The sequence below is a fragment of the Streptomyces sp. NPDC026522 genome (assembly GCF_055567555.1).
This window is the reverse complement of record NZ_JBVHQF010000002.1, coordinates 536,032-560,169: the sequence shown is the minus strand read 5'-3', so window position 1 is coordinate 560,169 and position 24,138 is coordinate 536,032. Positions and strand designations below refer to the sequence as shown.

Annotated in this window: 24 protein-coding genes and 2 tRNA genes; 10 read left to right on the top strand and 16 right to left on the bottom strand. The window is 72.1% G+C overall.

Features of this window, described 5'->3' with window-relative positions:
• Positions 1–100 precede the first annotated feature (100 nt).
• The 4 genes from rsrA to ACZ4M3_RS07165 all read right to left on the bottom strand — a co-directional run bounded on the left by rsrA (position 101) and on the right by ACZ4M3_RS07165 (position 2,896).
• Positions 101–403 carry a mycothiol system anti-sigma-R factor gene (rsrA, locus tag ACZ4M3_RS07180; RefSeq protein WP_453353283.1) on the bottom strand — a complete coding sequence of 101 codons (303 nt, stop codon included), beginning with the start codon at positions 401–403 and terminating at the stop codon, positions 101–103.
• On the bottom strand, positions 400–1,044 hold the full coding sequence (locus tag ACZ4M3_RS07175; RefSeq protein WP_008741505.1) for a sigma-70 family RNA polymerase sigma factor: 645 nt from the start codon (positions 1,042–1,044) through the stop codon (positions 400–402). The genes rsrA and ACZ4M3_RS07175 overlap by 4 nt, the downstream gene beginning before the upstream one ends.
• Before the next feature lie 322 nt (positions 1,045–1,366).
• Positions 1,367–2,050: an alpha/beta hydrolase family protein gene (locus tag ACZ4M3_RS07170; protein WP_467730604.1), complete on the bottom strand. Its 684-nt coding sequence runs from the start codon at positions 2,048–2,050 to the stop codon at positions 1,367–1,369.
• 30 nt (positions 2,051–2,080) lie between these two features.
• A complete protein-coding gene (locus ACZ4M3_RS07165; RefSeq protein WP_467730603.1) occupies positions 2,081–2,896 on the bottom strand; it encodes an SOS response-associated peptidase in 816 nt (271 codons plus the stop codon).
• 53 nt (positions 2,897–2,949) lie between these two features.
• Here ACZ4M3_RS07165 and ACZ4M3_RS07160 point away from each other — a divergent pair, with 53 nt between their 5' ends.
• From ACZ4M3_RS07160 to ACZ4M3_RS07145, 4 genes are all read left to right on the top strand, one after another.
• A complete protein-coding gene (locus ACZ4M3_RS07160) occupies positions 2,950–3,663 on the top strand; it encodes a M50 family metallopeptidase (protein WP_467730602.1) in 714 nt (237 codons plus the stop codon).
• A 148-nt stretch (positions 3,664–3,811) separates the two neighbouring features.
• Positions 3,812–5,164 carry a 3-phosphoshikimate 1-carboxyvinyltransferase gene (gene aroA / locus ACZ4M3_RS07155; protein WP_467730601.1) on the top strand — a complete coding sequence of 451 codons (1,353 nt, stop codon included), beginning with the start codon at positions 3,812–3,814 and terminating at the stop codon, positions 5,162–5,164.
• 8 nt (positions 5,165–5,172) lie between these two features.
• Positions 5,173–6,183, top strand: a complete 1,011-nt coding sequence (rsgA, locus tag ACZ4M3_RS07150; protein WP_467730600.1) for a ribosome small subunit-dependent GTPase A — start codon at positions 5,173–5,175, stop codon at positions 6,181–6,183.
• Between the two features lie 122 nt (positions 6,184–6,305).
• Positions 6,306–6,629: a DMT family transporter gene (locus tag ACZ4M3_RS07145; protein WP_467730828.1), complete on the top strand. Its 324-nt coding sequence runs from the start codon at positions 6,306–6,308 to the stop codon at positions 6,627–6,629.
• On the opposite strand, the gene ACZ4M3_RS07140 is transcribed toward ACZ4M3_RS07145, so the two are convergent.
• Positions 6,595–7,161 (bottom strand): TetR/AcrR family transcriptional regulator, encoded by a 567-nt coding sequence (locus ACZ4M3_RS07140; RefSeq protein WP_467730599.1) that lies wholly within the window; start codon positions 7,159–7,161, stop codon positions 6,595–6,597. The genes ACZ4M3_RS07145 and ACZ4M3_RS07140 overlap by 35 nt on opposite strands.
• A gap of 137 nt (positions 7,162–7,298) precedes the next feature.
• On the opposite strand from ACZ4M3_RS07140, the gene hisN reads away from it, so the two are divergent.
• Both hisN and ACZ4M3_RS07130 read left to right on the top strand, forming a co-directional pair.
• On the top strand, positions 7,299–8,102 hold the full coding sequence (hisN, locus tag ACZ4M3_RS07135; RefSeq protein WP_467730598.1) for a histidinol-phosphatase: 804 nt from the start codon (positions 7,299–7,301) through the stop codon (positions 8,100–8,102).
• A gap of 190 nt (positions 8,103–8,292) precedes the next feature.
• Positions 8,293–8,688 (top strand): CBS domain-containing protein, encoded by a 396-nt coding sequence (locus tag ACZ4M3_RS07130; RefSeq protein ID WP_453353275.1) that lies wholly within the window; start codon positions 8,293–8,295, stop codon positions 8,686–8,688.
• Between the two features lie 81 nt (positions 8,689–8,769).
• On the opposite strand, the gene ACZ4M3_RS07125 is transcribed toward ACZ4M3_RS07130, so the two are convergent.
• Positions 8,770–10,239: a catalase gene (locus tag ACZ4M3_RS07125; RefSeq protein ID WP_467730597.1), complete on the bottom strand. Its 1,470-nt coding sequence runs from the start codon at positions 10,237–10,239 to the stop codon at positions 8,770–8,772.
• A gap of 132 nt (positions 10,240–10,371) precedes the next feature.
• On the opposite strand from ACZ4M3_RS07125, the gene ACZ4M3_RS07120 reads away from it, so the two are divergent.
• Positions 10,372–10,788 carry a Fur family transcriptional regulator gene (locus ACZ4M3_RS07120; protein WP_136213964.1) on the top strand — a complete coding sequence of 139 codons (417 nt, stop codon included), beginning with the start codon at positions 10,372–10,374 and terminating at the stop codon, positions 10,786–10,788.
• Between the two features lie 123 nt (positions 10,789–10,911).
• On the opposite strand, the gene ACZ4M3_RS07115 is transcribed toward ACZ4M3_RS07120, so the two are convergent.
• From ACZ4M3_RS07115 to ACZ4M3_RS07100, 4 genes are all read right to left on the bottom strand, one after another.
• A tRNA-Met gene (locus ACZ4M3_RS07115) sits at positions 10,912–10,985 on the bottom strand.
• 241 nt (positions 10,986–11,226) lie between these two features.
• Complete coding sequence (locus tag ACZ4M3_RS07110; protein WP_467730596.1) at positions 11,227–13,083, bottom strand: tetratricopeptide repeat protein; 1,857 nt, start codon at positions 13,081–13,083, stop codon at positions 11,227–11,229.
• A gap of 210 nt (positions 13,084–13,293) precedes the next feature.
• Positions 13,294–13,367 (bottom strand) — tRNA-Met (locus ACZ4M3_RS07105).
• Positions 13,368–13,419: 52 nt separating this feature from the next.
• On the bottom strand, positions 13,420–16,305 hold the full coding sequence (locus ACZ4M3_RS07100) for a UPF0182 family membrane protein (RefSeq protein WP_467730827.1): 2,886 nt from the start codon (positions 16,303–16,305) through the stop codon (positions 13,420–13,422).
• 131 nt (positions 16,306–16,436) lie between these two features.
• On the opposite strand from ACZ4M3_RS07100, the gene ACZ4M3_RS07095 reads away from it, so the two are divergent.
• Positions 16,437–17,003, top strand: a complete 567-nt coding sequence (locus tag ACZ4M3_RS07095; protein ID WP_467730595.1) for a PPA1309 family protein — start codon at positions 16,437–16,439, stop codon at positions 17,001–17,003.
• 19 nt (positions 17,004–17,022) lie between these two features.
• On the opposite strand, the gene ACZ4M3_RS07090 is transcribed toward ACZ4M3_RS07095, so the two are convergent.
• The 4 genes from ACZ4M3_RS07090 to ACZ4M3_RS07075 all read right to left on the bottom strand — a co-directional run bounded on the left by ACZ4M3_RS07090 (position 17,023) and on the right by ACZ4M3_RS07075 (position 20,320).
• Entirely contained in the window at positions 17,023–18,111 is a 1,089-nt protein-coding gene (locus tag ACZ4M3_RS07090) for a YlbL family protein (RefSeq protein ID WP_467730594.1), read from the bottom strand.
• A gap of 141 nt (positions 18,112–18,252) precedes the next feature.
• On the bottom strand, positions 18,253–18,465 hold the full coding sequence (locus tag ACZ4M3_RS07085; protein ID WP_467730593.1) for a hypothetical protein: 213 nt from the start codon (positions 18,463–18,465) through the stop codon (positions 18,253–18,255).
• A gap of 146 nt (positions 18,466–18,611) precedes the next feature.
• Positions 18,612–19,073 (bottom strand): molybdenum cofactor biosynthesis protein MoaE, encoded by a 462-nt coding sequence (locus tag ACZ4M3_RS07080; protein WP_467730592.1) that lies wholly within the window; start codon positions 19,071–19,073, stop codon positions 18,612–18,614.
• A 188-nt stretch (positions 19,074–19,261) separates the two neighbouring features.
• Positions 19,262–20,320, bottom strand: a complete 1,059-nt coding sequence (locus ACZ4M3_RS07075; RefSeq protein WP_467730591.1) for an SDR family oxidoreductase — start codon at positions 20,318–20,320, stop codon at positions 19,262–19,264.
• 312 nt (positions 20,321–20,632) lie between these two features.
• On the opposite strand from ACZ4M3_RS07075, the gene ACZ4M3_RS07070 reads away from it, so the two are divergent.
• Positions 20,633–22,081 (top strand): zinc-dependent metalloprotease, encoded by a 1,449-nt coding sequence (locus ACZ4M3_RS07070; RefSeq protein WP_467730590.1) that lies wholly within the window; start codon positions 20,633–20,635, stop codon positions 22,079–22,081.
• A complete protein-coding gene (locus ACZ4M3_RS07065) occupies positions 22,078–22,602 on the top strand; it encodes an NUDIX hydrolase (RefSeq protein WP_467730589.1) in 525 nt (174 codons plus the stop codon). The genes ACZ4M3_RS07070 and ACZ4M3_RS07065 overlap by 4 nt, the downstream gene beginning before the upstream one ends.
• 70 nt (positions 22,603–22,672) lie before the next feature.
• Here ACZ4M3_RS07065 and ACZ4M3_RS07060 read toward each other — a convergent pair whose 3' ends face one another.
• A complete protein-coding gene (locus ACZ4M3_RS07060; protein WP_467730588.1) occupies positions 22,673–23,428 on the bottom strand; it encodes an AIM24 family protein in 756 nt (251 codons plus the stop codon).
• A gap of 17 nt (positions 23,429–23,445) precedes the next feature.
• Positions 23,446–24,126: an AIM24 family protein gene (locus ACZ4M3_RS07055; RefSeq protein WP_467730826.1), complete on the bottom strand. Its 681-nt coding sequence runs from the start codon at positions 24,124–24,126 to the stop codon at positions 23,446–23,448.
• Between the last annotated feature and the right edge of the window lie 12 nt (positions 24,127–24,138).

The window sequence follows — 24,138 nt, the reverse complement described above, 5'->3', positions numbered from 1 at the left end:
CGGGCCGGCGGGCCGCATTTCGGCTTCGGGGCATACGGACGCCCCCGGATTAGCACCTTCGAGTGAACGAAGTGGAATTCCGGGGGCGGTTGCCGGCGGTTCAGCCTGAGGCGGGATCCGCGGTGACGTCGTGGTCGGGCACGGCCTGTCCCGAACGGATCAGCTCGATCCGTCCCATGACCTTCGAGCGCAGGTCGCTCGGCACGTCGTCCGACCCGCAGCACCGCTTGACCAGCTTCTTGACGGCCTGCTCCAGACCGTACTTCTCAAGACAGGGATTGCACTCGCCGAAGTGGGTCTCGAACTTCGTGCAGTCGCTGTCGGGCATCTCGTGGTCCAGGAACTCGTAAAGGTGGTCCAGGACCTCGGCGCACTCCGTCTCGTGCGGCTCTCCGCAGCTCATGAGCCCGAGCCTTTCAGGTCGTTCGACTCTCCCGCTCCGGCGGGGACCAGCCCGCGCTCGCGGGCGTAGTCCTCCAGCATTCCGCGGAGTTGACGGCGGCCACGGTGCAGCCGGGACATGACCGTACCGATGGGTGTACCCATGATGTCCGCGATCTCCTTGTACGCAAAGCCCTCTACGTCGGCAAGATAGACCGCGATGCGGAACTCCTCCGGAATGGCCTGGAGCGCCTCCTTCACGTCCGAATCGGGCAGGTGGTCCAGTGCCTGCGATTCGGCGGAGCGCAGCCCGGTCGACATGTGCGACTCGGCGCGCGCCAGCTGCCAGTCCTCGATCTCCTCCGCCGCACTGCGCTGGGGCTCGCGCTGCTTCTTGCGGTAGGAGTTGATGAAGGTGTTGGTCAGGATGCGGTACAGCCACGCCTTGAGGTTGGTGCCCTCGCGGAACTGGTGGAAGGACGCGTACGCCTTCGCGTACGTCTCCTGGACCAGGTCCTCGGCGTCGGCCGGGTTGCGCGTCATGCGCAGCGCGGCGGAGTACATCTGGTCGAGGTAGCCGAGGGCGTCCCGCTCGAAGCGCGCGTTGCGCTCCGGGGTCGTCTCCTCCGCGTGGCCTTCGTCGGTCCCAGCGACAGGACCCACCTCCTCCGACAGCGTGGCGGCTCCGAAAGCGGACCCGCTCGAATCGGAGAATAGTCGACCCTCCCGGGCCTCCGCCGCCCGAAGCGTCCCGCGCTTGGGTGCGGGCAGCACCGTCCACTCCAGGTCAGCGGCCTGCCGACGGTTCTGGCTGATGACCTGGGTCATGCGCTCCCTCTCCTCCGACGAAGTTCCGTGCGTACCGACACCCGGTTAACGACGGGCCCGGGCGGCGCATTCCCGGGCGGGACAAGGGTTTCCGGGCCCGCCGGACGGTCCGTGAGGGCGGCCGGGCGGGGAGTGAGCGGGATCACCCGGGAATCCGTCAGATCGGTCCCGGAGCGGGAGCCGGCCGGTCTCGGAGGGGGAGACGGCCGAGCCAGTCGGCCACGGCCCCGGTGATCACGGTGAGGGCCTCGGCCTGGGTCAGGTCCGCCCGCTTCGGCACCGCGAACCCGTGGTCGCCGTGCGGCACGGCGACCAGTTCGTACGGGGCGTGCGGGCCGGGCGGCGGGAACTCCCCGGGGTGCCCGAAGGGGTCGCGGCCGCCTTGGACCACCAGGGTGGGCCGCCCGGCGCCCAGCAGTTCGTCGGCGCGGGACTTCTCGGGGCGGCCCGGCGGGTGCAGCGGGAACGCCAGGGCCAGCACCCCGGCCGCGTCCAGCTCGGCGGCGGTCCGGCAGGCCACCCGGGCTCCGGCGCTGCGGCCGCCCGCGACGACCGGCACCCCGGGCGCCAGCAGGGCGGGCCACAGGGCGCGCCAGCCCTCGTCCAGCACCTTGGGCGCGGCGGCGACCCGCTTCCCGGCGACCCGCCAGGGCTGTTCGACCAGCGCCACGCTCACCCCGCCGGCCGGCAGCGCGGCGGCCAGCGCCTGGAGGTCGCGGGCCTCGATCCCGCCGCCGGCGCCGTGGCCGACGGCGAGCACGAGCCGGGCCGTGCGGGCGGGGTGCCAGGTGATACGGGCCTCGCCCGCCGGGGTGTCGACGCTTTCCGTACGCGTGGTCATGGGCCGATCATGCCGTCGCCGGGACCGGGCTCAGAAGAGCGTGGCTTCTTCCGGCGCGGCGAGCTCGGTCAGCAGCTCCGGCCCGTTGTTGCGCACGTTGCTCACGGCGGCGGAGACCGGGTAGGCCCGCATCAGCCCGCCGGGCGGCGGCGCCAGCAGCCCCCGCAGCTCGTCGGCGTCCGTGCGGGCCGGGTCCAGCCAGGGGTCCCACTTGTCGGGGGTCAGCATCAGCGGCATCCGGGGGTGGATGTCGGCGAGCGAGCGGGGGCCCTCCTCGGGCGCCACCGCCAGCGGCCCGGTCTCGGCTTCGGTGGTGATGACCGAGCAGGTCGCCCACCAGGCGTTCGGGTGCTCGTCGGGCAGCGTCCGGTCGCGCCAGAACTCGTATATGCCCGCCATGGCGAAGGCGGTTCCGTCGGCGGGGAGCACGAAGTACGGCTGCTTGCGCGCCCGCTTCTTCTTCCCTTCGACCTCCAGCTGCCGCTCGTCGTGGGCGGTGACCCACTCGAAGTAGCCGTCGGCGGGGATGATGCAGCGGCGCTGCGCGAAGGGGCGCCGGAAGGAGGGCTTCTCGGCGACCGTCTCGGCCCTGGCGTTGATCATCCGGGCCGCGCCCTCCGGACCGCTCGCCCAGGAGGGGACGAGCCCCCACCGCAGCACGCGCAGCTGCCGAACCGGACGGCGGCTCTGCGCGTCCTTCACAGGACGGTCGAGGACGACGTGGACCTCTTTCGTCGGCGCCACGTTGAAGTCGGGGGCCAGGGTCTCCTCGGGCTCCCACCGCTCGACGCCGAAGATCCGCGCCAGTTCCTCGGGCGCCCGGCCCGCTGCATACCTTCCGCACATGGCTGACACACTGCCATGGCCCGCTCCCCCTACCGCAAGGAGTCCGCCACTCCATGGACAGCACGACGACGGCCGGTCTGTGGGACCGGCTGAGCGGCATACAGACCCAGCCCGTGTGGTGGCTGGTGGTCGCGACGGGGCTCGCCGCGCTGGCCGCCGTGGCGCCCCGGCCCGTGTGGCGGCTGTCCCGGAACGCGATCACCATCGCGCACGAGGGCGGCCACGGGCTGCTGGCGCTGCTGACCGGGCGCCGGCTCGACGGCATCCGGCTGCACTCCGACACCAGCGGCGTCACCGTCAGCCGGGGCAAGCCCAGCGGGCTCGGCATGGTGCTGACCGCCGCCGCCGGGTACACGGCGCCCTCGCTGCTCGGCCTCGGCGGGGCCGCCCTCCTCTCGGCGCACCGGATCACGCTGCTGCTGTGGGCGGCGACCGCGCTGCTGCTCGCGCTGCTGGTGATGATCCGCAACGCGTACGGGCTGCTGACGGTGGTGCTGACCGGCGGGCTCTTCGTCCTGGTCTCCTGGCTGGCGCCGGCCGAGGTGCAGGCGGTGTTCGCGTACGGGGTGGTGTGGTTCCTGCTGCTGGGCGGGGTCCGGCCGGTGTTCGAGCTCCAGGCCAAACGCCGGCACGGCGGCGCCCCGGACTCCGACGCGGACCAGCTGGGGCGGCTCACCCACGTCCACCCGGTGGTGTGGCTGCTGTTCTTCCACGCCGTCGCGCTGTGCGCGCTGACCGGCGGGACGCGCTGGCTTCTCGGCCTCTGACACGGCTGGGCTCCCCGGCCTCCGGGAAGGCCCGGCTTCCCGGCTGCTTCCCGCCTGCTGAGACGGCGCCGGTGGCGCCCCCGCGGCAGGGCCCCGAACGGGCCCCGGGCACGATCCCGGCACCGGCGGAGCCACTAAAGTGGAGGCCATGACCGAGACCCCCGCGCCCCACGCCCTCTGGCCCGCCCCGCTCGCGGACGGCGCCGTCCACGCCACCGTCACCGTGCCGGGCTCCAAGTCGGTCACCAACCGGGCCCTGGTCCTCGCCGCGCTGGCCTCCGAGCCGGGCTGGGTGCGCCGTCCGCTGCGTTCTCGCGACTCCCAGCTGATGTCGGACGCGCTGCGCGCGATGGGCGTCGGCATCGAGGAGACCGTCTCCTCCAGCTCGGCCGGCGGGGGCGCGGGCGGGGAGGCCTGGCGGGTCATCCCGGCGGCCCTGCACGGCCCGGCCACCGTCGACGTCGGCAACGCGGGCACGGTCATGCGCTTCCTGCCGCCCGTCGCGACCCTGGCCTCCGGCGACATCCGCTTCGACGGCGACCCGCGTTCCTACGAGCGCCCGCTGGGCGAGGTCATCAACGCCCTGCGCGTCCTCGGCGCCCGGATCGACGACGACGGCCGGGGCGCGCTGCCCCTGACCGTGCAGGGCGGCGGGGCCCTGGAGGGCGGCACGGTCGAGATCGACGCCTCCAACTCCTCGCAGTTCGTCTCGGCGCTGCTGCTGTCCGCCCCGCGCTTCAACCAGGGCGTAGAGGTCCGCCACACCGGCGACACCCTGCCCTCCATGCCGCACATCCGGATGACGGTGGAGATGCTGCGCGCGGCGGGCGCGCAGGTCGACACCCCCGAGGCCGGCGGCGAGAAGAACGTGTGGCGGGTCACCCCCGGCGCACTGCTGGGCCGTGACCTGGTCGTCGAGCCGGACCTCTCCAACGCCCAGCCCTTCATGGCGGCCGCGCTGATCACCGGCGGCACGGTCACCATCCCCGACTGGCCTCGGCGCACCACGCAGCCCGGCGACGCGCTGCGCCGGATCTTCACCGAGATGGGCGGCTCCTGCGAGCTGACCGACGCGGGCCTGGTCTTCACGGGCAGCGGCAAGATCCACGGCATCGACGTGGACCTGGGCGAGGTCGGCGAGCTGACGCCGGGCATCGCGGCGGTCGCGGCGCTGGCCGACTCCGAGTCGGTGCTGCGGGGCGTACGCCACCTGCGGCTGCACGAGACGGACCGGCTGGCGGCGCTCACGGCGGAGATCAACGGTCTCGGCGGCGACGTCACCGAGACCGCCGACGGGCTGCGCATCCGCCCGCGCCCGCTGCACGGCGGCGTGTTCCACACGTACGACGACCACCGGATGGCGACCGCCGGCGCGGTGATCGGCCTGGCGGTGGAGGGCGTACTGATCGAGAACGTGGCGACGACCGCGAAGACCCTGCCGGACTTCCCGGCGATGTGGGCCGGCATGCTCGGCCAACCGGCGCAGGGCGCGGGAGCGTAGGGCCCGGCATGCGCAGGTACGGCAAGAACACCGACGAGGACGACATCCGCTCGCGCCCCAACCCCAAGGGCAACCGGCCGCGTACGAACATCCGCCCCAAGCACGAGGACGCGGCCGAGGGCTTCGTCCTGACCGTCGACCGGGGCCGGCTCACCTGTCTGGTCGGCGAGCGCACGGTGCACGCGATGAAGGCCCGCGAACTGGGCCGCAAGGCGGCGGTGGTCGGCGACCGGGTCTGGATCGTCGGGGACCTGACCGGCAAGAAGGACACCCTCGCCCGGATCGTGCGGATCGAGGAGCGCAAGTCCGTACTGCGGCGCACCGCGGACGACGACGACCCGTACGAGCGGGTGGTCGTCGCCAACGCCGACCAGCTGGCCATCGTGACGGCGCTGGCCGACCCGGAGCCGCGGCCCCGGATGATCGACCGCTGCCTGGTGGCCGCGTACGACGCGGGTCTGGAGCCGCTGCTGGTGCTCACCAAGTCGGACCTGACCTCCGCGGACAAGATCCTGGAGATCTACTCGACGCTCGGGGTGAACTACGTCGTCACCAACCGGGAGGAGCTGGCCACCGGGGACGCCGCCGACCGGGTGCGCGAGCGGCTGAACGGCCGGATCACCGCCTTCGTCGGCCACTCCGGCGTCGGCAAGACCACCCTGGTCAACTCGCTGGTCGCCGAAGGCCGCCAGCGTGCGACCGGCCACGTCAACGCGGTCACCGGCCGCGGCCGGCACACCACCACCTCCGCCCTCGCGCTGCCGCTGCCCGGCGGGGACGGCTGGGTCATCGACACCCCCGGCGTGCGCTCGTTCGGGCTGCACCACGTCGACCCTTCCCGGGTGATCCTGGCCTTCCCGGACCTGGTCGGGGGCACCGAGGAGTGCCCGCGCGCGTGCAGTCACGACGAGCCCGACTGCGCGCTCGACCAGTGGGTCGAGGACGGTCACGCGGACCCGGCGCGGCTGTACTCGCTGCGGCGGCTGCTGGAGACGCGGGAGCGCCGCGAGGGCGACTGATCCGCGCAAGCGGCCCATCGGCCTGCGGGCCGTTCGTGTTTGCCGAAGATCGCGTCGGGATAAATGCATAATCGCACCGAGTGACGCGACGTCACGTGACACGGGACCGGGAGGCATACGTCATGGCGTGGCTGCTGGTCGTGGTCGCCGGGTTCCTGGAGACCGGTTTCGCGGTGTGCCTCAAGCTCTCCCACGGGTTCACCCGGCTGTGGCCCACGATCGCCTTCGCGTCGTTCGCGCTCGGCAGCTTCGGCCTGCTGACCCTGGCGCTGAAGAAGCTCGACGTCGGGCCGGCCTACGCCGTGTGGACCGGCATCGGTGCGGCCGGCACCGCCGTCTACGGCATGGTCTTCCTCGGCGACCTGGTCTCCACCCTGAAACTCGTCTCGATCTCGCTGGTCATCCTCGGCGTCATCGGGCTCCAGCTGTCCGGTTCGGCGCACTGACCAGCCCGAGCAGCCCGGCCGCCGGGTCCTCCCCGGGGCCGGTCGGGGCGATCACGTAGGACAGCGCCAGGCGCACGACCAGCTCGCACCGCTGCGCCGGCTCCGCCGGGAGCGCGGCGGCCGCCCGGTCGCGGACGGCGCGCACCAGCTCCCCGGGCCCGAGCGCCGGGACGCCGAGCCGGGCCCCGTGGCCGGGCGGCGCGGGCAGGTTCCCGTTCCACGACCCGGTCAGCAGGGCCCGTACGAGGGGACGGGCGCGGGCCGCCCGTACGGTCCACTCGGCGACCCCCGCCAGCCGCTCGGCCGGGTCCGCCGACGCCACCAGGGCCCGGTCCACGCCCCGGAGGTACCAGTCGGCCTCCCGGCGCACCAGGGCGCGCCCGAGGCCCGCCTTCCCGCCGAACTCGTTGTACAGGGTCTGCCGGGACACCCCGGCGGACGCCGCCACCTCGACCATGCGCACGGCGGGCCAGGCGCGCGCCGCCAGCGCCGCTCCCGCCGCTTCCAGCAAGGACTCCCGCGCCGCCGCCATCGTCGCCTCCCCGGCTCCCCTTTCCCCGTTGGCCTCCCCGCCAGAGTTGACGGGCCGCCAGATCCTGTCAAGGGTGCGCGTCGGCCGTACCGTGGACGGCGTTCGCCGGTCGGCCGTGGTCTCGATACTGTTCGGGCATGCCCGAGTATGACGATGACCTCCGCCTCGCCCTCGAACTCGCCGACGCGGCCGACGCCGCCACCACGCAGCGGTTCCGCGCCCTGGACCTCCAGGTGGAGACCAAGCCGGACATGACCCCGGTGAGCGAGGCCGACAAGGCCGCCGAGGAGATCATCCGGGCCGGGATCCTGGCCGCGCGGCCCGGTGACGCCATCCTGGGCGAGGAGTACGGCCTCAAGGGCGCGGGCCCGCGCCGCTGGGTCGTGGACCCGATCGACGGCACGAAGAACTACGTCCGCGGCGTCCCCGTGTGGGCGACCCTGATCTCGCTGATGGCGGAGGGCGCGGACGGGGTGTTCCGCCCGGTGGTCGGGGTGGTCTCCGCACCGGCGCTGGGCCGCCGCTGGTGGGCGGCGAAGGGCAGCGGAGCCTGGGCGGGCGGCGCGCTCGGCGAAACCGCGGCGATCGGCGTCTCGAAGGTCGCGACCCTGGGCGACGCGTCCTTCGCCTACTCCTCGCTGACGGGCTGGGAGGAGCAGGGCCGGCTGCCCGGCTTCCTGGACCTGACCCGCGCCTGCTGGCGCACCCGGGGCTACGGCGACTTCTGGCCGTACATGATGGTCGCCGAGGGTTCGCTGGACCTGTGCGCCGAGCCGGAGCTGAACCTGTGGGACATGGCCGCCATCGCGGTCGTCGTCGAGGAGGCGGGCGGCCGCTTCACCAGCCTGGACGGGGCCGACGGGGTGCACGGCGGCAACGCGGCCGCCTCGAACGGCCTGCTGCACGAGGAGATGCTGGCGCGCCTGCGCCCGCGCCCCTGAGGCGCCCTGACGCGCCGTCGGTGCGCTCGGCCGGGCGGGTGTTGCCGAGCGCGCCCTCTTGATGACCCTGCGTATGCGTGGGAATCTGAGACTCCTCCGCTTGTGCGCTTGTGAAGCCCTTCTCTTGAGACGGGCCCGTCACCCGGCGCACCCACCCAGGCGGGGTCTCACCCAGGAGGTGGCTCTCTTCATGCTCGTCCGCGACGCCATGAGCACCGTGATCCTCACCCTCGGACCCGCGCACACCCTCCGGCAGGCGGCCTGCCTGATGTCCGGCCGACGCGTCGGCGCGGCCGTCGTCCTCGATCCCGACCACAGCGGCATCGGCATTCTGACCGAGCGCGACATCCTCAACTCGCTCGGCGCCGGCCACGACCCCGACCGGGAGTCGGTCGGCGCGCACACCACCAACAACGTCGTCTTCTGCACCCCGGACGCCACGGTGCAGGAGGCCGCCGAGGCCATGGCCCACGGCGGCTTCCGCCACCTGATCGTGCTGGAGGACGGCGGCCCGGTGGGCATCGTCTCGGTGCGCGACGTCATCCGCTGCTGGGTGCCGGCCCGGCGCAGCGCCGTACCGGCGTAGCGTCCGCGCCGCGGGAACGCCGACGGGCCGGCCCTCCGAGGAGTGCCGGCCCGTCGTCCCGCTACGGCAAGCGGGTCCGGTTCAGCCGCGGAGGGCCTGGACCGCGGCGTCCAGCCGCTTGCCGAAGTCACCGTCCGCCTGGCGGAAGTTGTTGACCGCGCGGTCGACGATGTCGTCGCGGGAGACCTTGGCGATGAAGCCGGCGAGGTTCTCCACCAGGCGGCTCTTCTCGTCCTCCGACATCAGCCGGTAGAGGTTGCCCGCCTGGACGAAGTCGTTGTCCTCGCGGTGGACCGGAGTGGCGTGGTTGCCCGTGCCACCGGTCAGCGGGACGGGCTGCCACAGCGGACGGTCCGTCTGGAACGGGCCGCCGAAGCTGTTCGGCTCGTAGTTCTTCGCACCCTTGTGGCGGCCGTCGTACAGGGCGCCGTCACGGGAGTTGGTGCGCGCCTCGGTGGCGTGCGGGCGGTTCACCGGCAGGTGGTCGGCGTTGATGCCGACGCGGTAGCGGTGGGCGTCGCCGTAGGCGAAGAGCCGGCCCTGGAGCATCTTGTCCGGGGAGGGACCGATGCCGGGGACGAAGTGCGCCGGGCTGAAGATGCTCTGCTCGACCTCGGCGAAGATGTTCTCCGGGTTGCGGTTGAGCTCCAGCTTGCCGATCTCGATCGGCGGGTAGTCCTCGTGCGGCCACACCTTGGTGAGGTCGAACGGGTTGAACCGGTACTCGGCCGCCTCGGCCGCCGGCATGATCTGGACCTGCACGGTCCAGCTCGGGAAGTCGCCGCGCTCGATCGACTCGCGCAGGTCGCGCTGGTGGGAGTCGGGGTCCTCGCCGGCGAGCCGGTTGGCCTCGGCCTGGGTGAGGTTCTTGATCCCCTGGTCGGTCTTGAAGTGGTACTTGACCCAGAAGACCTCGCCGGCCTCGTTGTTCCACTGGAACGTGTGCGAGCCGTAGCCGTTCATGTGCCGGTAGGACGCCGGGATGCCGCGGTCACCGAAGAGCCAGGTCACCTGGTGCGTCGACTCGGGGCTCAGGCCCCAGAAGTCCCACACGTTGTCGGCTTCCTGCGAGCCGGTGTACGGATCGCGCTTCTGCGTGTGGATGAAGTCCGGGAACTTGATCGCGTCGCGGATGAAGAAGACCGGGGTGTTGTTGCCGACGAGGTCGTAGTTGCCCTCTTCGGTGTAGAACTTCAGCGCCCAGCCGCGCGGGTCGCGGCGGGCGTCGGCGCCGCCGAGGCTGTCCGCGACGGTGGAGAAGCGCAGGAAGGTCTCGGTCTGCTTGCCGACCTCGGACAGGAACTTCGCACGGGTCCACTGCGAGACGTCGCGCGTGACCGTGAAGGTGCCGTACGCGCCGGCGCCGCGGGCGTGGACGACGCGCTCCGGGATGCGCTCGCGGTTGAAGTGGGCGAGCTTCTCCAGCAGGAGCTGGTCCTGGACGAGTACGGGGCCACCGACGCCAGCGGTCTCGCTGTTCTGGTTGTCGGCGACCGGTGCTCCGGCCTCCGTGGTGAGCGGTCCCTGCGTCACGTGCGCCTCCTGCGTCATACCTGCGTGTCCTGTCCTCGGCAGCTGCCGGTACCCGATCCTACAATGGACATTGTCTAAGTCAAGCAGTCATCCAATTCCGCACTGGTTCGGGAGTTACACCGGATCAGCGACACTGTTAGGCTGGGGCTTATGAGTGACCTGCTGGAACGACTTCGCGGACGCGGATGGCGCATGACCGCACAGCGGCGCGTCGTGGCCGAGGTGCTCGACGGTGACCACGTTCACCTGACGGCCGACGAGGTGCACGCCCGCGCGGTGGCCAAGCTGCCGGAGATCTCCCGGGCGACGGTGTACAACACCCTGGGGGAGCTGGTCAGCCTCGGCGAGGTGCTGGAAGTGTCCACGGACCGGCGCGCCAAGCGGTACGACCCCAATGCCCACCGCGCGCACCAGCACCTGGTGTGCGCCCAGTGCGGCGCGATCCGCGACGTCCACCCGGCGGGCGACCCGCTGGCCGACCTGCCGGACGCCGAACGCTTCGGGTTCGTGGTCTCGACGGTCGAGGTGACGTACCGCGGGGTGTGCCCGAACTGCGCGGGCGCGTAGCGATCAGACGCGAGGCGGCCCCCGGAGCCTGCACCGGCTCCGGGGGCCGCCTTTTGCGGTGACGTTCCCGAGGGCAAACGCCGAAGGCCCGGATCCTGAGGATCCGGGCCTTCGGGCTTTGAGTAGCGGGGACAGGATTTGAACCTGCGACCTCTGGGTTATGAGCCCAGCGAGCTACCGAGCTGCTCCACCCCGCGTCGGTAAACCTGACTTTACGCGACGCCACCCGGCAGATGCAAATCGCTTAACGGTTGCCCCCTCCCAGCCCGGACCAGCCCAGCCCGGCCGGCCCACACCAGCCCCGTGGGGGCACCTCCCAGCGGTAGCTGGGGGCGTTTGAGGCGCGGGGCCCGGGGCGCAGCCCCGGGAAGCCCGGCGCAGCCGGGGCCGCTCCGCGCGACGGCGCCGCAGACGGCTCCCCGCGCCCCCGGCCAGGGGCTACGCCGAGAGCTCCTCCGCCAACGCGTCCCGCAGCCGCGCCGCCCGCTCCGAGACCTCCGCCGGCCCCAGCTCCATGGCCCGCACGCACCACTTCTGCCCCTCGTTCAGGTCCCCCTGCCGCGCCGCGAGCAGCCCCAGCCGCAGCGCCGCCCGGCCGTGGCCGGCCACCGCCGCCCGGGTCCACCACAGCGCCGCCTCCGGCTCGTTCCCCTCCCGGGCCAGCAGCAGCCCCAGGTTGAACGCCCCGTTGCGCGAGCCGGCCTGCGCCGCCTCCCGGTACCACCGCGCGGCCGCCGCGAGGTCGCCCCGCGCCGCCGCCAGCATCCCGACCCGGACCTGGGCCCGCCGGTGGCCCTGCTCGGCGGCGCGCTCGTACCACTCCTCGCTCTCGGTCCGCGGGGTCCCGCCGACCGGCTCGCCCAGCGCCACCGGCTCCGGCGGCGGCGCCAGCGACTCCAGCAGCGCGGCCAGCCTGAACGCCGCCTCCGCGCTGCCGCCGCCCGCCGCGCAGCGCAGGTGCCGCTCCGCCGCCCGCTCCTCGCCGTCCCGCACCAAGGCGATGCCGACCTGGAGCGCCGCGTCGGTGTGCCCGGCCGAGGCGGCCCGCTCGTACCACTTCAGCGCCGTCCGGTCCTCGTCCCGGCTGGCGAACAGGATCCCGAGGTTGAAGGCGGCGTCCACGCTGCCCGCCTCGGCCGCCTTCGAGAACCACGGCTCGGCGCCCTCCGCGTCCCCGCCCTGGAGCAGCAGGATCGCCAGGGCGTTGGCCGCCTCGCGGTGGCCCGCGTAGGCCGCCCGGCGGTACCACTGCTCGGCCTGCGCCGTCCGCTCCTGCGCGGCGCACAACAGGGCCAGGTTGTACGCCCCGTTGTGGTCGCCCGCGTCCATCGCGACCCGGTACCACTTCTCGGCCGTCTGGGTCTCGCCCCGCGCCGCGTGCAGCGCGCCCAGGGCGTTGGCCGCGTTGCCGTCGCCGCCCTCGGCGGCCCGGCGCCACCACGCGGCCGCGCTCTCCTCGTCCCCGGCGTCGCGCAGCAGGAAGCCGAGGGCGCACGCGGCCCGCGCCTCGCCCTGTTTGGCCGAGGTCAGGTACCAGCGCCCCGCCTCCTTGAGTTCACCGCGGGCCTCCAGCAGCGCGCCCAGGTGCAGTGCGGCCCGGCGGTGCCCGCGCGCAGCGGCCTGCCGGTACCACTGCTCGGCCTCGACCGGGTCGCCCTTGCGCAGGTGCCGGGCCAGCCGGTACGCGGCTTCCCGGTGCCCCTGCTCCGCGGCGGCGCGGAACCACCGCTCGACGCCCTTGTCCCCCCGGTGTTCCAGCAGGTCGGCCAGCCCGTAGGCGCCCAGGGCGTGGCCGGATTCCGCCGCCTGCCTCATCCAGTACTCGGCCGCCGGCTCGTCGCCCCGCTCGCGGTAGTGGCGGCCCAGGGCGTGCGCGGCCGGCGCGGAACCGGCGACGGCGGCGACCCGCCACCAGCCGGCCGCCTCGTCGGGGTAGCCCCGCTGGTGCAGCAGCACGCCGAGGTTGTTGGCGGCGGCGCGGTCCCCCTCTGCGGTGGCCCCCCGCAGGTACGGCTCGGCGCCGGCCAGGTCGCCGCGGCGCAGCAGCAGCGCCCCGAGCACGCTCATGGCGCCCGGGTCCCCCTTGTCGGCGGCCACGCGGTGCCGCGCCTCGAGCTCCGCGTCACTGGCCACGTCGGCTTCGGCGAACTCCTCGTCCGCGAAATCCGCATCGGTCAATGCGGTCTGCGCGTTAACGGTCTGAGCCCCCTTCTCGGCTTCCCTGCCCGACTCGACCCCCGACCTCACAAACCGCCCTGTCTCCAGCAGAGTTGACCTGTCCCCCATAAATCCCATCGTCGCATCACCTGCTACCCGCGTACACCTGGTATGTCGCAGCCAGTGAGGTCACTACAGCGTTTTGTCGACATGCCCACAGAGAGACAAGTCAAACACGCTCCCACCCCAACTCACCCGCCCCAGTGACCCCGTGACCTGCCGTGTCCGGGACGGTCACCCCGGACATGACGAAGGCCCGGATCCCATGGATCCGGGCCTTCGTTTCAGTAGCGGGGACAGGATTTGAACCTGCGACCTCTGGGTTATGAGCCCAGCGAGCTACCGAGCTGCTCCACCCCGCGTCGGTGAAACCACAGTATCACGACGCGGGGCCGGGCCATTACCGAGCGATCATCAACCGGCCGGCTTGGGGGCCGTCAGCCTCGCCTCGGCGTCGACCGCCCGCTGGAGCGCCGCCTTGATGTCGTCCTGCGCCTTGCCGTACGCCGCCCAGTCGCCCGACTGGCGCGCCTTCTCGGCCGCATCGACGGCCTTCTGCGCATCGGACAGGGCCGCCTTGACCGTCGGGTCCTGGGTGCCCGGCGTGGTGGTGCCCTCGCCCGGCGGGGTCACGGGGGTGGTCGGCGTCGTCGGTGCGCTCGGCGCCTCCGCCCCGAACACCACGTTCAGCGCCTTCTCCAAGGTGTCCTCGAAGGCGGTCTGGCCGCCGTACGTCACCAGCACCTTGCGCAGCGTCGGGTACTTGAGGCCGCCGCCCTTGACGTACACCGGCTCGACGTTCAGCACGCCGTCGTCGAGCGGAACCGTCAGCAGGTTCCCGTACTCCACCTGGGAATCGCCACGGCTCAGGATGTTGATCTCCTGGGCGATCTCCGGCTTGGAGTTGAACTTGCTCTGGACCTGCTTGGGCCCGTCGACCGGGGTACTGGTCGGCAGTTTCAGGATGCGGATCTTGCCGTAGTCCGGGGTGCCCGGATCGGCGTTGACCGCCATGAAGGCGCTCAGGTTGTCCCGGCCGTTCGGAGTGAAGGTCGTCGTCAGCGAGAACGCCTGCTCCTTCTGGCCCGGCATCTTCATCGACAGGTAGTACGGCGGCACCGCGCTGCCCGTCTTGGTGGTCGGGTCGTCCGGGACGGCCCAGACCTCCGAACCGCTGAGGAACGTCTGGGCGTCGGTGACGTGGTACCGGGTCAGCAGTTCCCGCTGCACCTTGTAGAGGTCCTGCGGGTAGCGCATGTGGTCGATGAGCGACTTGGGGATCTCGCTCTTGGCCTTGACGGTCCCGGGGAACGCCTTCATCCAGGTCTTGAGGACCGGGTCCTGGGTGTCCCACTGGTACAGCTTGATCGTTCCGTCGTAGGCGTCGACGGTGGCCTTGACCGAGTTCCGGATGTAGTTGACCCGGTTCTCCTGCGCCACGACCGCGCGCTGGCTGTTGGTGAGCGAGTCCGCCGTGGAGTCGCCGAGCGTGGTGCGCGAGGCGTACGGGTAGCCGTTCGTCGTCGTGTAGGCGTCCACGATCCACTGGATGCGGCCGTCCACCACGGCCGGGTAGGCCGCACCGTCGATGGTCAGCCACGGGGCGACGGCCTCGACGCGCTCCTTCGGAGTGCGGTTGTAGAGGATCCGCGAACCGTCGCCGATGGCGCCGGAGTAGAGGATCTGCGGCTCGCTGAACGCGAGGGCGTAGGCGGCGCGGTTGAACGGGCTGTCGAGGCTGACACCGCTCTTTCCGGTGTAGCTCGTCTCCTTCTCGCCCTTGTCGTCGGAGTAGTCGAGCTCCTTCTGCGGACCGCCGACGATCGAGTACTGCTTCGTCTGCTCGCCGTAGTAGATCTGCTGCTTGAAGGCGTCCCCGGTGCCGAACTCGCCCTTGGAGGGGAGGTCGGACTGGATGAAGACCGGGTCGCCGTTCTTCGTGACCTCGGTGCCCTTGGCGGCGACCACGCCGTAGCCGTGCGTGTAGCGGAAGTGGTCGTTGATCCAGTTGTTCTTGGGGATGCCCGCGAGGTTCAGCTCGCGCAGGCCGATGACGGTGTCCTGGCCCTTGTACCGGTCGACGGCGAGCGTCGCCGGGAAGCCGTAGTAGCCCTTGACCTGCTGGAGCTGCTGGAAGGCCGGGGAGACGATGTTCGGGTCGAGCAGGCGGATGCTGGCCGTGGTGTCGGCGTTGGCCCGGAGCTTGGCCTGGTCCGTGTTGGAGCCGACCCCCGGATAGTCCTTCACCTCGGCGTTGGCGATGCCGTAGGCGTTCCGCGTCGCATCGATGTTCTTCTCGACGTACGGCGACTCCTTGGCCTGCTCGTTCGGCTGGACCTGGAACTTCTGCACGATCGCCGGGTACAGCCCGCCGATGAGGATCGCCGACAGGACCATCAGGCCGAAGCCGATGACCGGGAGCTGCCAGGTCCGGCGCCACAGCGTGGCGAAGAACAGCACCGCGCAGATCGCGGCGATGGCGACCAGGATGGTCTTCGCCGGGAGGTAGGCGTTGGCGTCGACGTACCGCAGGCCGGTCCAGTTGTCGGCGGCCTTGAAGTCACTGGACTTCACCGCGAGGCCGTACCGGTCGAGCCAGTAGGCGATCGCCTTGAAGGTCACGAACAGGCCGAGCAGCACCGACAGGTGACCGGTGGCGGCGGCGGTGGCCCGGGCGCCGGGGCTGGTCACGCGCAGCCCGCCGTACAGGTAGTGGACGACGACGGCGGCGATCACCGACAGCACGACCGCCGCGAACCCGAAGCCGAGCAGGAAGCGGTACCAGGGAAGATCGAAGGTGTAGAAGGAGACGTCCAGCCCGAACTGGGGGTCCTTCTTACCGAAGGGCACCCCGTTCACGTACATCAGCCAGGTCTTCCACTGGCCGGCCGCCGACGCCCCGGCGATCAGGCCGACGATCGCGGCGATGCTCAGCAGCAGCCACTTCTTGTACGGCGCGACGCTCATCCGGTAGCGGTCGAGGCTCTGCTGCTCCGTCGACATCGCACTGAGCGGCGGCCGCAGCCGGTGGGCCAGCCAGATGTTGAACCCGACGGCCCCCGCCATCAGCAGTCCGAAGACCGCGAAGAGGCCGATCTTGGTCCACAGGGTGGTGGTGAACACACTGGAGAAAGCGACCGAGCGGAACCAGAGCCAGTCCGTCCAGAAGCCGGCGAACATGATGAACGCCATGGCCAGCACGGCCAGCACGCCCAGAGTCAGCAGAAGAGTGCGCGCGCGCCGGGAGGGGCGGCCGACTCTCATCCGTGGCCCGGAGGGGCCTGCGCCGCGGTCCGGCATCTGGAAAGCCAAGGTGCGCACCTCTGAAAGTCGCTGGAGCTGGTCGTCAACGGGCCCCCGATCGTAGAGCCCACTCATGCAACTTACTGAGGGTTTGCTCAGTTCCCGATATCCGGTGGAAAGGAGGCAGGATGTTGTCCATGTCCAACCTTTCGCCTTCCGGCACTCCCATGGCGGCCAGTCCGCTGACCCGTGCCTGCCTCGAGATCGACGAGTACGCGGCCGGCCTCGGCTGGGACCAGCCGGCCCGGCTGTTCGCCCTCGTCGACACCGCCCGCCTGCGCAGGCAGGAGCCCCGGCTGGCCGGCCAGCTCGGTCTCGACCAGGACGACACCGGCAAGTCCTCCCTGACCCCGATCGAGCAGGAGGAGGTGCCGGCCAACACCGCGCTGGACAAGTTCCTGGGCACGATCGCGTGGCCCGACGCGGTCGTGGGCTGCGCGCTGACCGTGGAGCGGCTGATGCTGCCGCCGTCCGCGGAGGCGTCCGTACCGGAGGGGCTGAACGACAAGCAGCTGGCGAAGTGGGTCGCCGCACACCCCGAGCGGCAGGAGGTCCGCCTGACCGTGGCCGTGCTGCGCGACGGGTCGCGCGAGTCCGCGGTCCGGCTGCGGGAGAAGGACTCCTCCAGCGAGGTCCTCACCGGCGGCGGGCTGGTGCCCGGGCTGGCGGAGGCGCTGGCCGCGACCTTCGCGTAGCCCTCGGGCGGGGGGCCGGTCAGGACGTGCTGCAGCGCGGCAGTCCGGCCGTGTCCCCCTTGCCGATCTCCTCCAGGGCCTGCTTCGCGTCCGTGATGGTGGAGACCTTGACCAGGGTCAGCCCGTCGGGGACGTGCGCGGCGGCGGAGGCGCAGTTCTCGGCGGGCGTGAGGAAGAACCGGGCGCCCGCGTTGCGCGCGCCGATGGTCTTCAGCTGGATGCCGCCGATCGGACCGACCTTGCCGGCGTCGTCGATGGTGCCGGTGCCCGCGATGAACTTCCCGCCGGTCAGGTCCTCGGGGGTGAGCTTGTCGACGATGCCGAGCGCGAACATCAGGCCGGCGCTCGGGCCGCCGACGTCGGCCAGCTTGATGTCGATCGGGAACGGGAAGGTGTGGTCGACGCCGGCCCGGATGCCGACGACGGCGTGACCGTCGCCCTCCGCCTTCCCGGCGACGATCGTGACCTTGGCCGTGGTGGTCGGCTCGCGGCCGGCCTTCTCGGCCTCGGCCGCCTCGGCGGCGGGCACGATGACGAAGTCGACCGGCTCCCCGGCCTTGTGCTTGGTGACGAGCTTGGCCACGTCGCCCGGTTCGGCCACCGCGGTCCCGTCGACGGACTTGATCACGTCGCCGGCGTGCAGCTTGCCCTCGGAGGGGCTGCCCTTGACGACGGTGGAGACGATGACACGGACGGGAACCTCGATGCCCAGCGTCTTGAGGGCCGCCACCTTCGCGCTCTCCTGCGACTGGCTGAACTCCTCGGCGTTCTCCTGCGTGGACTCCTTGTCCGTCTTGCCGCCCGGGTAGAGGTTCTCGTGCGGCACCACGACGTTGTCCCCGGCCAGCCAGCCGTACACCGCTTCCAGCAGGTTCATGTCGTAGTCCGCGCCGGTGACGCGGACCGTCGTCATGTTGAGGTGCCCGGTGGTGGGGTAGGTCTTGTGCCCCGAGATGTTCAGGACGGGCTCGCCGTGCGATTCACCGAGCGTGTTCACGGTGGGGCCGGGGCTCATCTCGGAGTACGGGACCTTGAGGAACACCCCTGCGCAGAGCAGTGCGAACAGCATGAGGGTGGAAGCGAGCATCGTCGCAGTGCGGCGTGGCATGGATCGACAGTACGGGACGCCTCTGCCGGGCGGCCCGTGGGGCCCGTCCGTACGGGCTTCGGCCGCGGAACTCTCAGCGGATTCTCAGTCGGCCGGGTTCCCGGGCCGGGGAGGATGCTCGGGGCGGACCCGCGGGACGCGTCAGACGGCGTCGGAACCGGAGTGCGCCTTTTCCTTCGTTTTGGTGCGGGACGGACCGGCCTGGTCGGCCTGGTCCATGGCCTCGCGGAAGCGTGCGTAGCCGGCCAGCTCGGATATGTCGCCGGACGTGCGGTCGCGCGCCGCCCAGCTGCCCCATATCGCCGCTCCGATGGCGGCGAACAGCGGAATCAGCAACCACGCCAGTGACGCCATGGACGTGCCTCCCTGCCCCGAAAGTACGTGTCGTCGGTGGCTTCAACGCTCGTGCCCGGAAAGGGGTTACGCAAATCGAGGGCGTGTTGCGCGGCCGAACGGGTGCGAGGTTACCCCCTTCCGGGTGCCTTCGCGCAGCCGGGGGTTCAGCAGGCCCCGACCCACTCGTCGGTGCCGTCCGCGAACGTCTGGTGCTTCCATATCGGGACCTCGTGCTTGAGGTCGTCGATCAGCATCCGGCAGGCCTCGAAGGCCTCGCCGCGGTGCGGGCAGGAGACCGCCACGACCACCGCCAGGTCGCCCACCGCCAGGTCGCCGATGCGGTGTACGGCGGCCAGGGCGCGGACCGGGTACTTCGCCACGACGCGCTCGGCGACCCGGCGCATCTCGGCCTCGGCCGTGGGGTGGCAGGAGTAGCCGAGGGAGGCGACGTCGGCCCCGCCGTCGTGGTTGCGCACCGTGCCGACGAAGAGCGTCGTGCCGCCCGTCGCGTCGTCGCCGACCGCCTGGAAGACCTCGTCGATCGAGAGCGGGGTCTCGCGGATTTCGAGCAGCCGGACCGGGTCCTGGGCGGCCTGCTCGCCGGGGTGGTCGAAGTGCGCAGCCATGCCCCCATCGTGCCCTAGCGGGGGGCCCGGCGAAATAGCTGATTCCCCGGCCCTGCGCGGTCCTCTTGGGAGCCTCCTACAGAAAACCACTGGTGGCCCCGGGCCTGGGCCCGCGCCTGGCCCCGCCCGGGCGGCGTGCCCGGGCGGCGTGCCCGGGCCTGCTCCGCCGGTGCGGCGGGCCGGCCCGTTCAGATCCCGCGGCGCTTGCGGGCCCGGCGCACCGCGGCGGCGGCGCCCAGCAGCGCGACCGTCGCGCCCGCCGCACCGGCGGCCGTGGCGGCGTCCTTGCGGCCCAGGCGGCGGCCGGCGACGGTGTGCCGGCCCGCGACCTCCTGGAGCAGTTCCGCGAGCACCTCCTCGTTGGTCCAGCGCGGCCGCCAGCCCGCGGCGTGCAGCGCGCTCACGCTGACCACCCACGGGTGCATCGTGTACGCGAGGTCGCCCGCCGGGGACGGGGTCAGGCCGATCCGGTGCAGCCGGGCCGCGGCCCCCAGGGCGACGGCGGAGGGGAGCTCCATGCGGCGGATGCCGCTCAGCTCCTCGACCTCCTCCTGTTCCAGCCAGCCCTCGCAGCCGACGGCCAGCTCCCCCTCGACCTTCTCCAGGGCGGCGTACTCCAGGGCGCTGACCAGGTCCTCGACGTGACAGAACTGCCAGGTGGGCCGGGATCCGGCGACGACCAGGAGGCGAGGCGACTCGAAGTAGCGGGTCAGCGCGGTGTCGGTACCGCCGACCACCACCGCCGGGCGCACCACGGTGACGTTGAGCCCGGGGTGCGCCCGGGGGGCGCGGCGGCCGAGGCGCTCGATCTCCAGCAGGTCGCCGACGCCGGTGGCCTCGGCGGTGGCCCGCAGCTCGGAGTCCTCCGCCAGCGGGATGTCGTTGTCGGGCAGCGCCCCGTAGACCATGGCGGAGGTGCAGAGCACGACCCGGTGCACCCCGGCCGCCGCCGCGGCGGTCAGCACGGTCTGGGTTCCGCGCACGTTGTACGCCGTGCGGGCCGCCGGGTCCGTCTCCAGGTCCAGGTCCAGCGCGAGGTGGACGACCACGTCGGCGCCCCGCAGCTTCTCGGCGATCGCGGGGTCCCGTACGTCCAGGACGTGCCAGGTCGCGGCAGCGCAGTCGCCGCGCCGCTCGTCGATGGCCACGACCTGCTTGACCTCGTCGGATGCGGCGAGGCGGCCCACCAGCGCCGCGCCGACCCCCGACGCGGCGCCGGTCACCGCGATCACGGGACCTCGGACCACCGGGTTTCGCGGCGGGCGAACGCCACTTTCGCCGGGCGCAGTGTGGTCTGCGGCGTGCGGCGCGGGGTCGGGCTCGTGCGGGCCGTCTTTGTCCAAAGCGTGCGGATCTGGGGAACTCACCGGGCGTCTCCAGCGGTTGTCTTCAGTAGGGACGCGCCGTGACGCGTACCCACCAGGTGATGTCCATCCTGCCGCAGCCCAGGACCCGGCGGAGCACCGAGCCCGGAAGCGGGCCGGGTGTCTACGCTGGGTGGTGTTGTCGGACCATTGCCCGTCGGCACCCGCCGGCGGCCCTACGAGCCGAGGAAACCCGTGAGCGACACCCCATTCGGATTCGGCCTTCCGCCGGAGGAGCCGGAGAACGGCGACGAAGGCAAGAAGAAGGGCAACCAGGGCGGCCAGGGCGGCCCGAATCCGTTCGGGTTCCCCGGCGCGGGCCTGCCGGGCGGAGCCGGTACCCCGCGCGGCGGCGCGGACAACCCGTTCGCCGCGATGTTCGGCGCGATGAACCCGAACGACCTCGGTGCGGCCTTCCAGCAGCTCGGCCAGATGCTGAGCTACGAGGGCGGTCCCGTGAACTGGGACATGGCCAAGGACATCGCCCGCCAGACCGTCGCCCAGGGCACGGCGGACGGCGTGAAGGACGCCAGCGTCGGCCTCGCCGAGAAGTCGGCGGTCGAAGAGGCCCTGCGCCTCGCCGACCACTGGCTGGACGGGGTCACCTCGCTGCCCTCCGGCGCCACGACGGCCGTGGCGTGGAGCCGCGCCGAGTGGGTCGAGGCCACCCTGCCCGTGTGGAAGGAGCTCGTCGACCCGGTCGCCGAGCGCGTCGGCGCCGCCATGGGCAGCGTGCTGCCCGAGGAGATGCAGGCGATGGCCGGCCCGCTGCTCGGCATGATGCGCTCCATGGGCGGGGCCATGTTCGGCCAGCAGATCGGCCAGGCCGTGGGCGTGCTCGCGGGCGAGGTCGTCGGCTCGACCGACATCGGGCTGCCGCTGGGCCCGGCCGGCAAGGCCGCGCTGCTCCCGCTGAACGTCCAGGGCCTCGGCAAGGACCTGGGCGTCCCGTCCGAGGAGGTGCGGCTGTACCTGGCGCTGCGCGAGGCGGCGCACGCCCGGCTCTTCGCGCACGTGCCGTGGCTGCGCTCGCACCTGTTCGGCGCGGTCGAGGGGTACGCGCGCGGCATCAAGGTCGACACCTCCAAGCTGGAGGACGTGGTCGGCCAGATCGACCCGTCGAACCCGGAGCAGCTCCAGGAAGCCCTCCAGGGCGGCATGTTCCAGCCGCAGGACACCCCTGAGCAGAAGGCCGCGCTGGCCCGGCTGGAGACGGCGCTCGCGCTGGTCGAGGGCTGGGTCGACGCGGTGGTGCACGAGGCGGCCAAGCCCCGGCTGACCTCGGCGGACGCGATGCGCGAGACGATGCGTCGGCGCCGCGCCTCGGGCGGCCCGGCGGAGCAGACCTTCGCGACGCTGATCGGGCTGGAACTGCGCCCGCGCCGGCTGCGCGACGCCTCGCGGCTGTGGGCCTCGCTCTCCGACGCCCGGGGGATGGACGGGCGCGACGGCCTCTGGGAGCACCCGGACATGCTGCCGACGGCCTCCGACCTGGACGACCCGGACGGGTTCGTGCACCGCGAGCAGCTGGACTTCTCCGAGATCGACAAGATGCTCGGTGAGGCCGCGCAGAAGCGCGATCAGGGCCGGAGCGGTCAGGGCGGCGCAGAAGGCACCGACGGCGAGGGCGAAGAGCAGCAGTGAGCCTGTACGACGACGCGGTCCTCGTCCTCAAGGAGTACGAGGACCAGCCCGAGCTGCGCGACCTGTACCTGGAGCACCTCGCGGCCCATCCGGACGGGGTCTACAAGCCCTGCCGGGCCGGTCACCTCACCGGCAGCGCGCTGGTGGTCGACCCGGCGCGCGGGCGGGTGCTGCTGACCCTGCACAAGAAGCTCGGCATGTGGCTCCAGATGGGCGGCCACTGCGAGCCCGGCGACGCGACCCTCGCGGAGGCGGCGCTGCGCGAGGCCCGCGAGGAGTCGGGGATCCCGGCGGGGCTGACGTTGCTGCCGGGCGGCCCCGTACGACTGGACCGGCATCCGATCCCGGCGCCGTGCAACTGGCACCTGGACGTGCAGTACGCGGCGCTGGCCCCCGCCGACGCGGTGGCACAGCTCAGCGAGGAGTCGCTCGACCTGCGCTGGTTCCCGTACGACGAGGTGGCGGCGGTCGCCGACGCGTCGGTGGTGCGGCTGGTGGAGGCCACCCGGGCCCGCCTCTGACGGCAGTGACGTACGGGCGGGGCGGTCCAGCCGGGCCGCCCCGCCCGTACGTCACCCGTACGCCGGCCGTTCAGTTCCAGGCGTTGTTCTGGTTCTGGGCGTGGGCGCCGTGCTGGCCCATGCCGTACTGCGCCGCCAGGCCCTGGCCGAGCTGGGCGTTCTGCGGCGGCAGCAGTTCGCTGGGCTGCACCAGGGCGAAGCCGGTGCCGAGGAAGCTGAGCTCCCAGCCCTCGCCGGTGTTGCCGCGCCGCCGCCAGACGCCGGTGGAGTGCGTCTGGGCCTGCATCTGCACGCGCAGCGAGGTGGACCAGGCCACGATGGCGTCCGCGTCGGCGTTGACGTACTTGTCCGGCGTGACCTGCATCATCAGCGGCTGCCCCGAGGTCATCAGGGCGACCTTGCCGCGGCCGGTGATGTTGAGCTGGTACTTGCCCGAGCCGGAGATCCCGTACTGGCTGTCCACCGCGACGGCCTCGGTGTGCAGGGTGGAGTCCAGGGCCAGCACGTAGCTGCTGTCGACGGTGAGCCCGTCCTGGTCCACGTCCACGACGTGGACGTACTGCGCGAGGTTGGCCAGGTAGACCGTGCCCTGCCCGGAGCAGCGCATCAGGTCCAGGCCCTCGCCGGTGCGGGCGCGGGCGGTGCGCTGGGTGGTGCTCTGGTACTCGCCGTCGAAGTCGATGATCCCCTGGTAGGCGACCATGGCCCCCTTGCGGGCGAGCACGTCGTCGGAGCCGCTCAGGGAGACCCGCAGCAGCTGCGGGTTCTGGACGGTGTACCGGTCCTGGGACTGGGTCTCGGCATAACCGAAAAGTGCGCTCTGCATGATGTGTCCGCTCCCCCTCAGCCCCGGGCCCGGAGCCGGTCGGTGCTGTCCTCGCTGGGCTGTACGACGACGATGCCCTGTCCGGAGAAGGCCATCTGGTAGGCCTCCCCGCTGCCCCGGCCGATCATCGACGAGGCCTTGAAGCTGCGCTTGCCCTTGACCTTGAGGTTGGGGGACCAGGCGACGAGCGCGTCCGGGTCGACGTACGTCTCGTCCTCGCCGCGCCCGCAGTCGACCACGATCGGGGTGCCCCGGGAGGTGATGGCCACCCAGCCGGTGCCGGAGATCTGGACGTTGAACAGGCCCTGTCCGGCGAACTTGGCCATGCCCTTGACCCGCTCGACGCCCCACTGGAGCTGCGCGTCGAAGGCCAGCAGGTTGGTGCCGTTGACGGAGAGGGCGTCGTTGTCGAGGTGGATGACGACGACGTCCGCGCCGTAGTCGGCGAGGTAGAGCAGGCCGTCACCGGTGCACTTCATCAGCGGGGCGCCTTCGCCGGTGAGCCACTGCGAGGCCATCTGGCGCACGGCCGACGGGTTGGGCTCGTACTGGACGAACCCCTCGTAGGCGACCATCGAGCCGGTGCGCGCGAAGAGGTCGTGGCCGCTCTGCATGGCGACCTTGAGCATGGCCGGGCCGTGGTTCTCCATGCGGGCCGTGACGGGGGTGGGGGCGTAGCCCGCGAGCTGCTGGTTCATGGCGTTCATGGC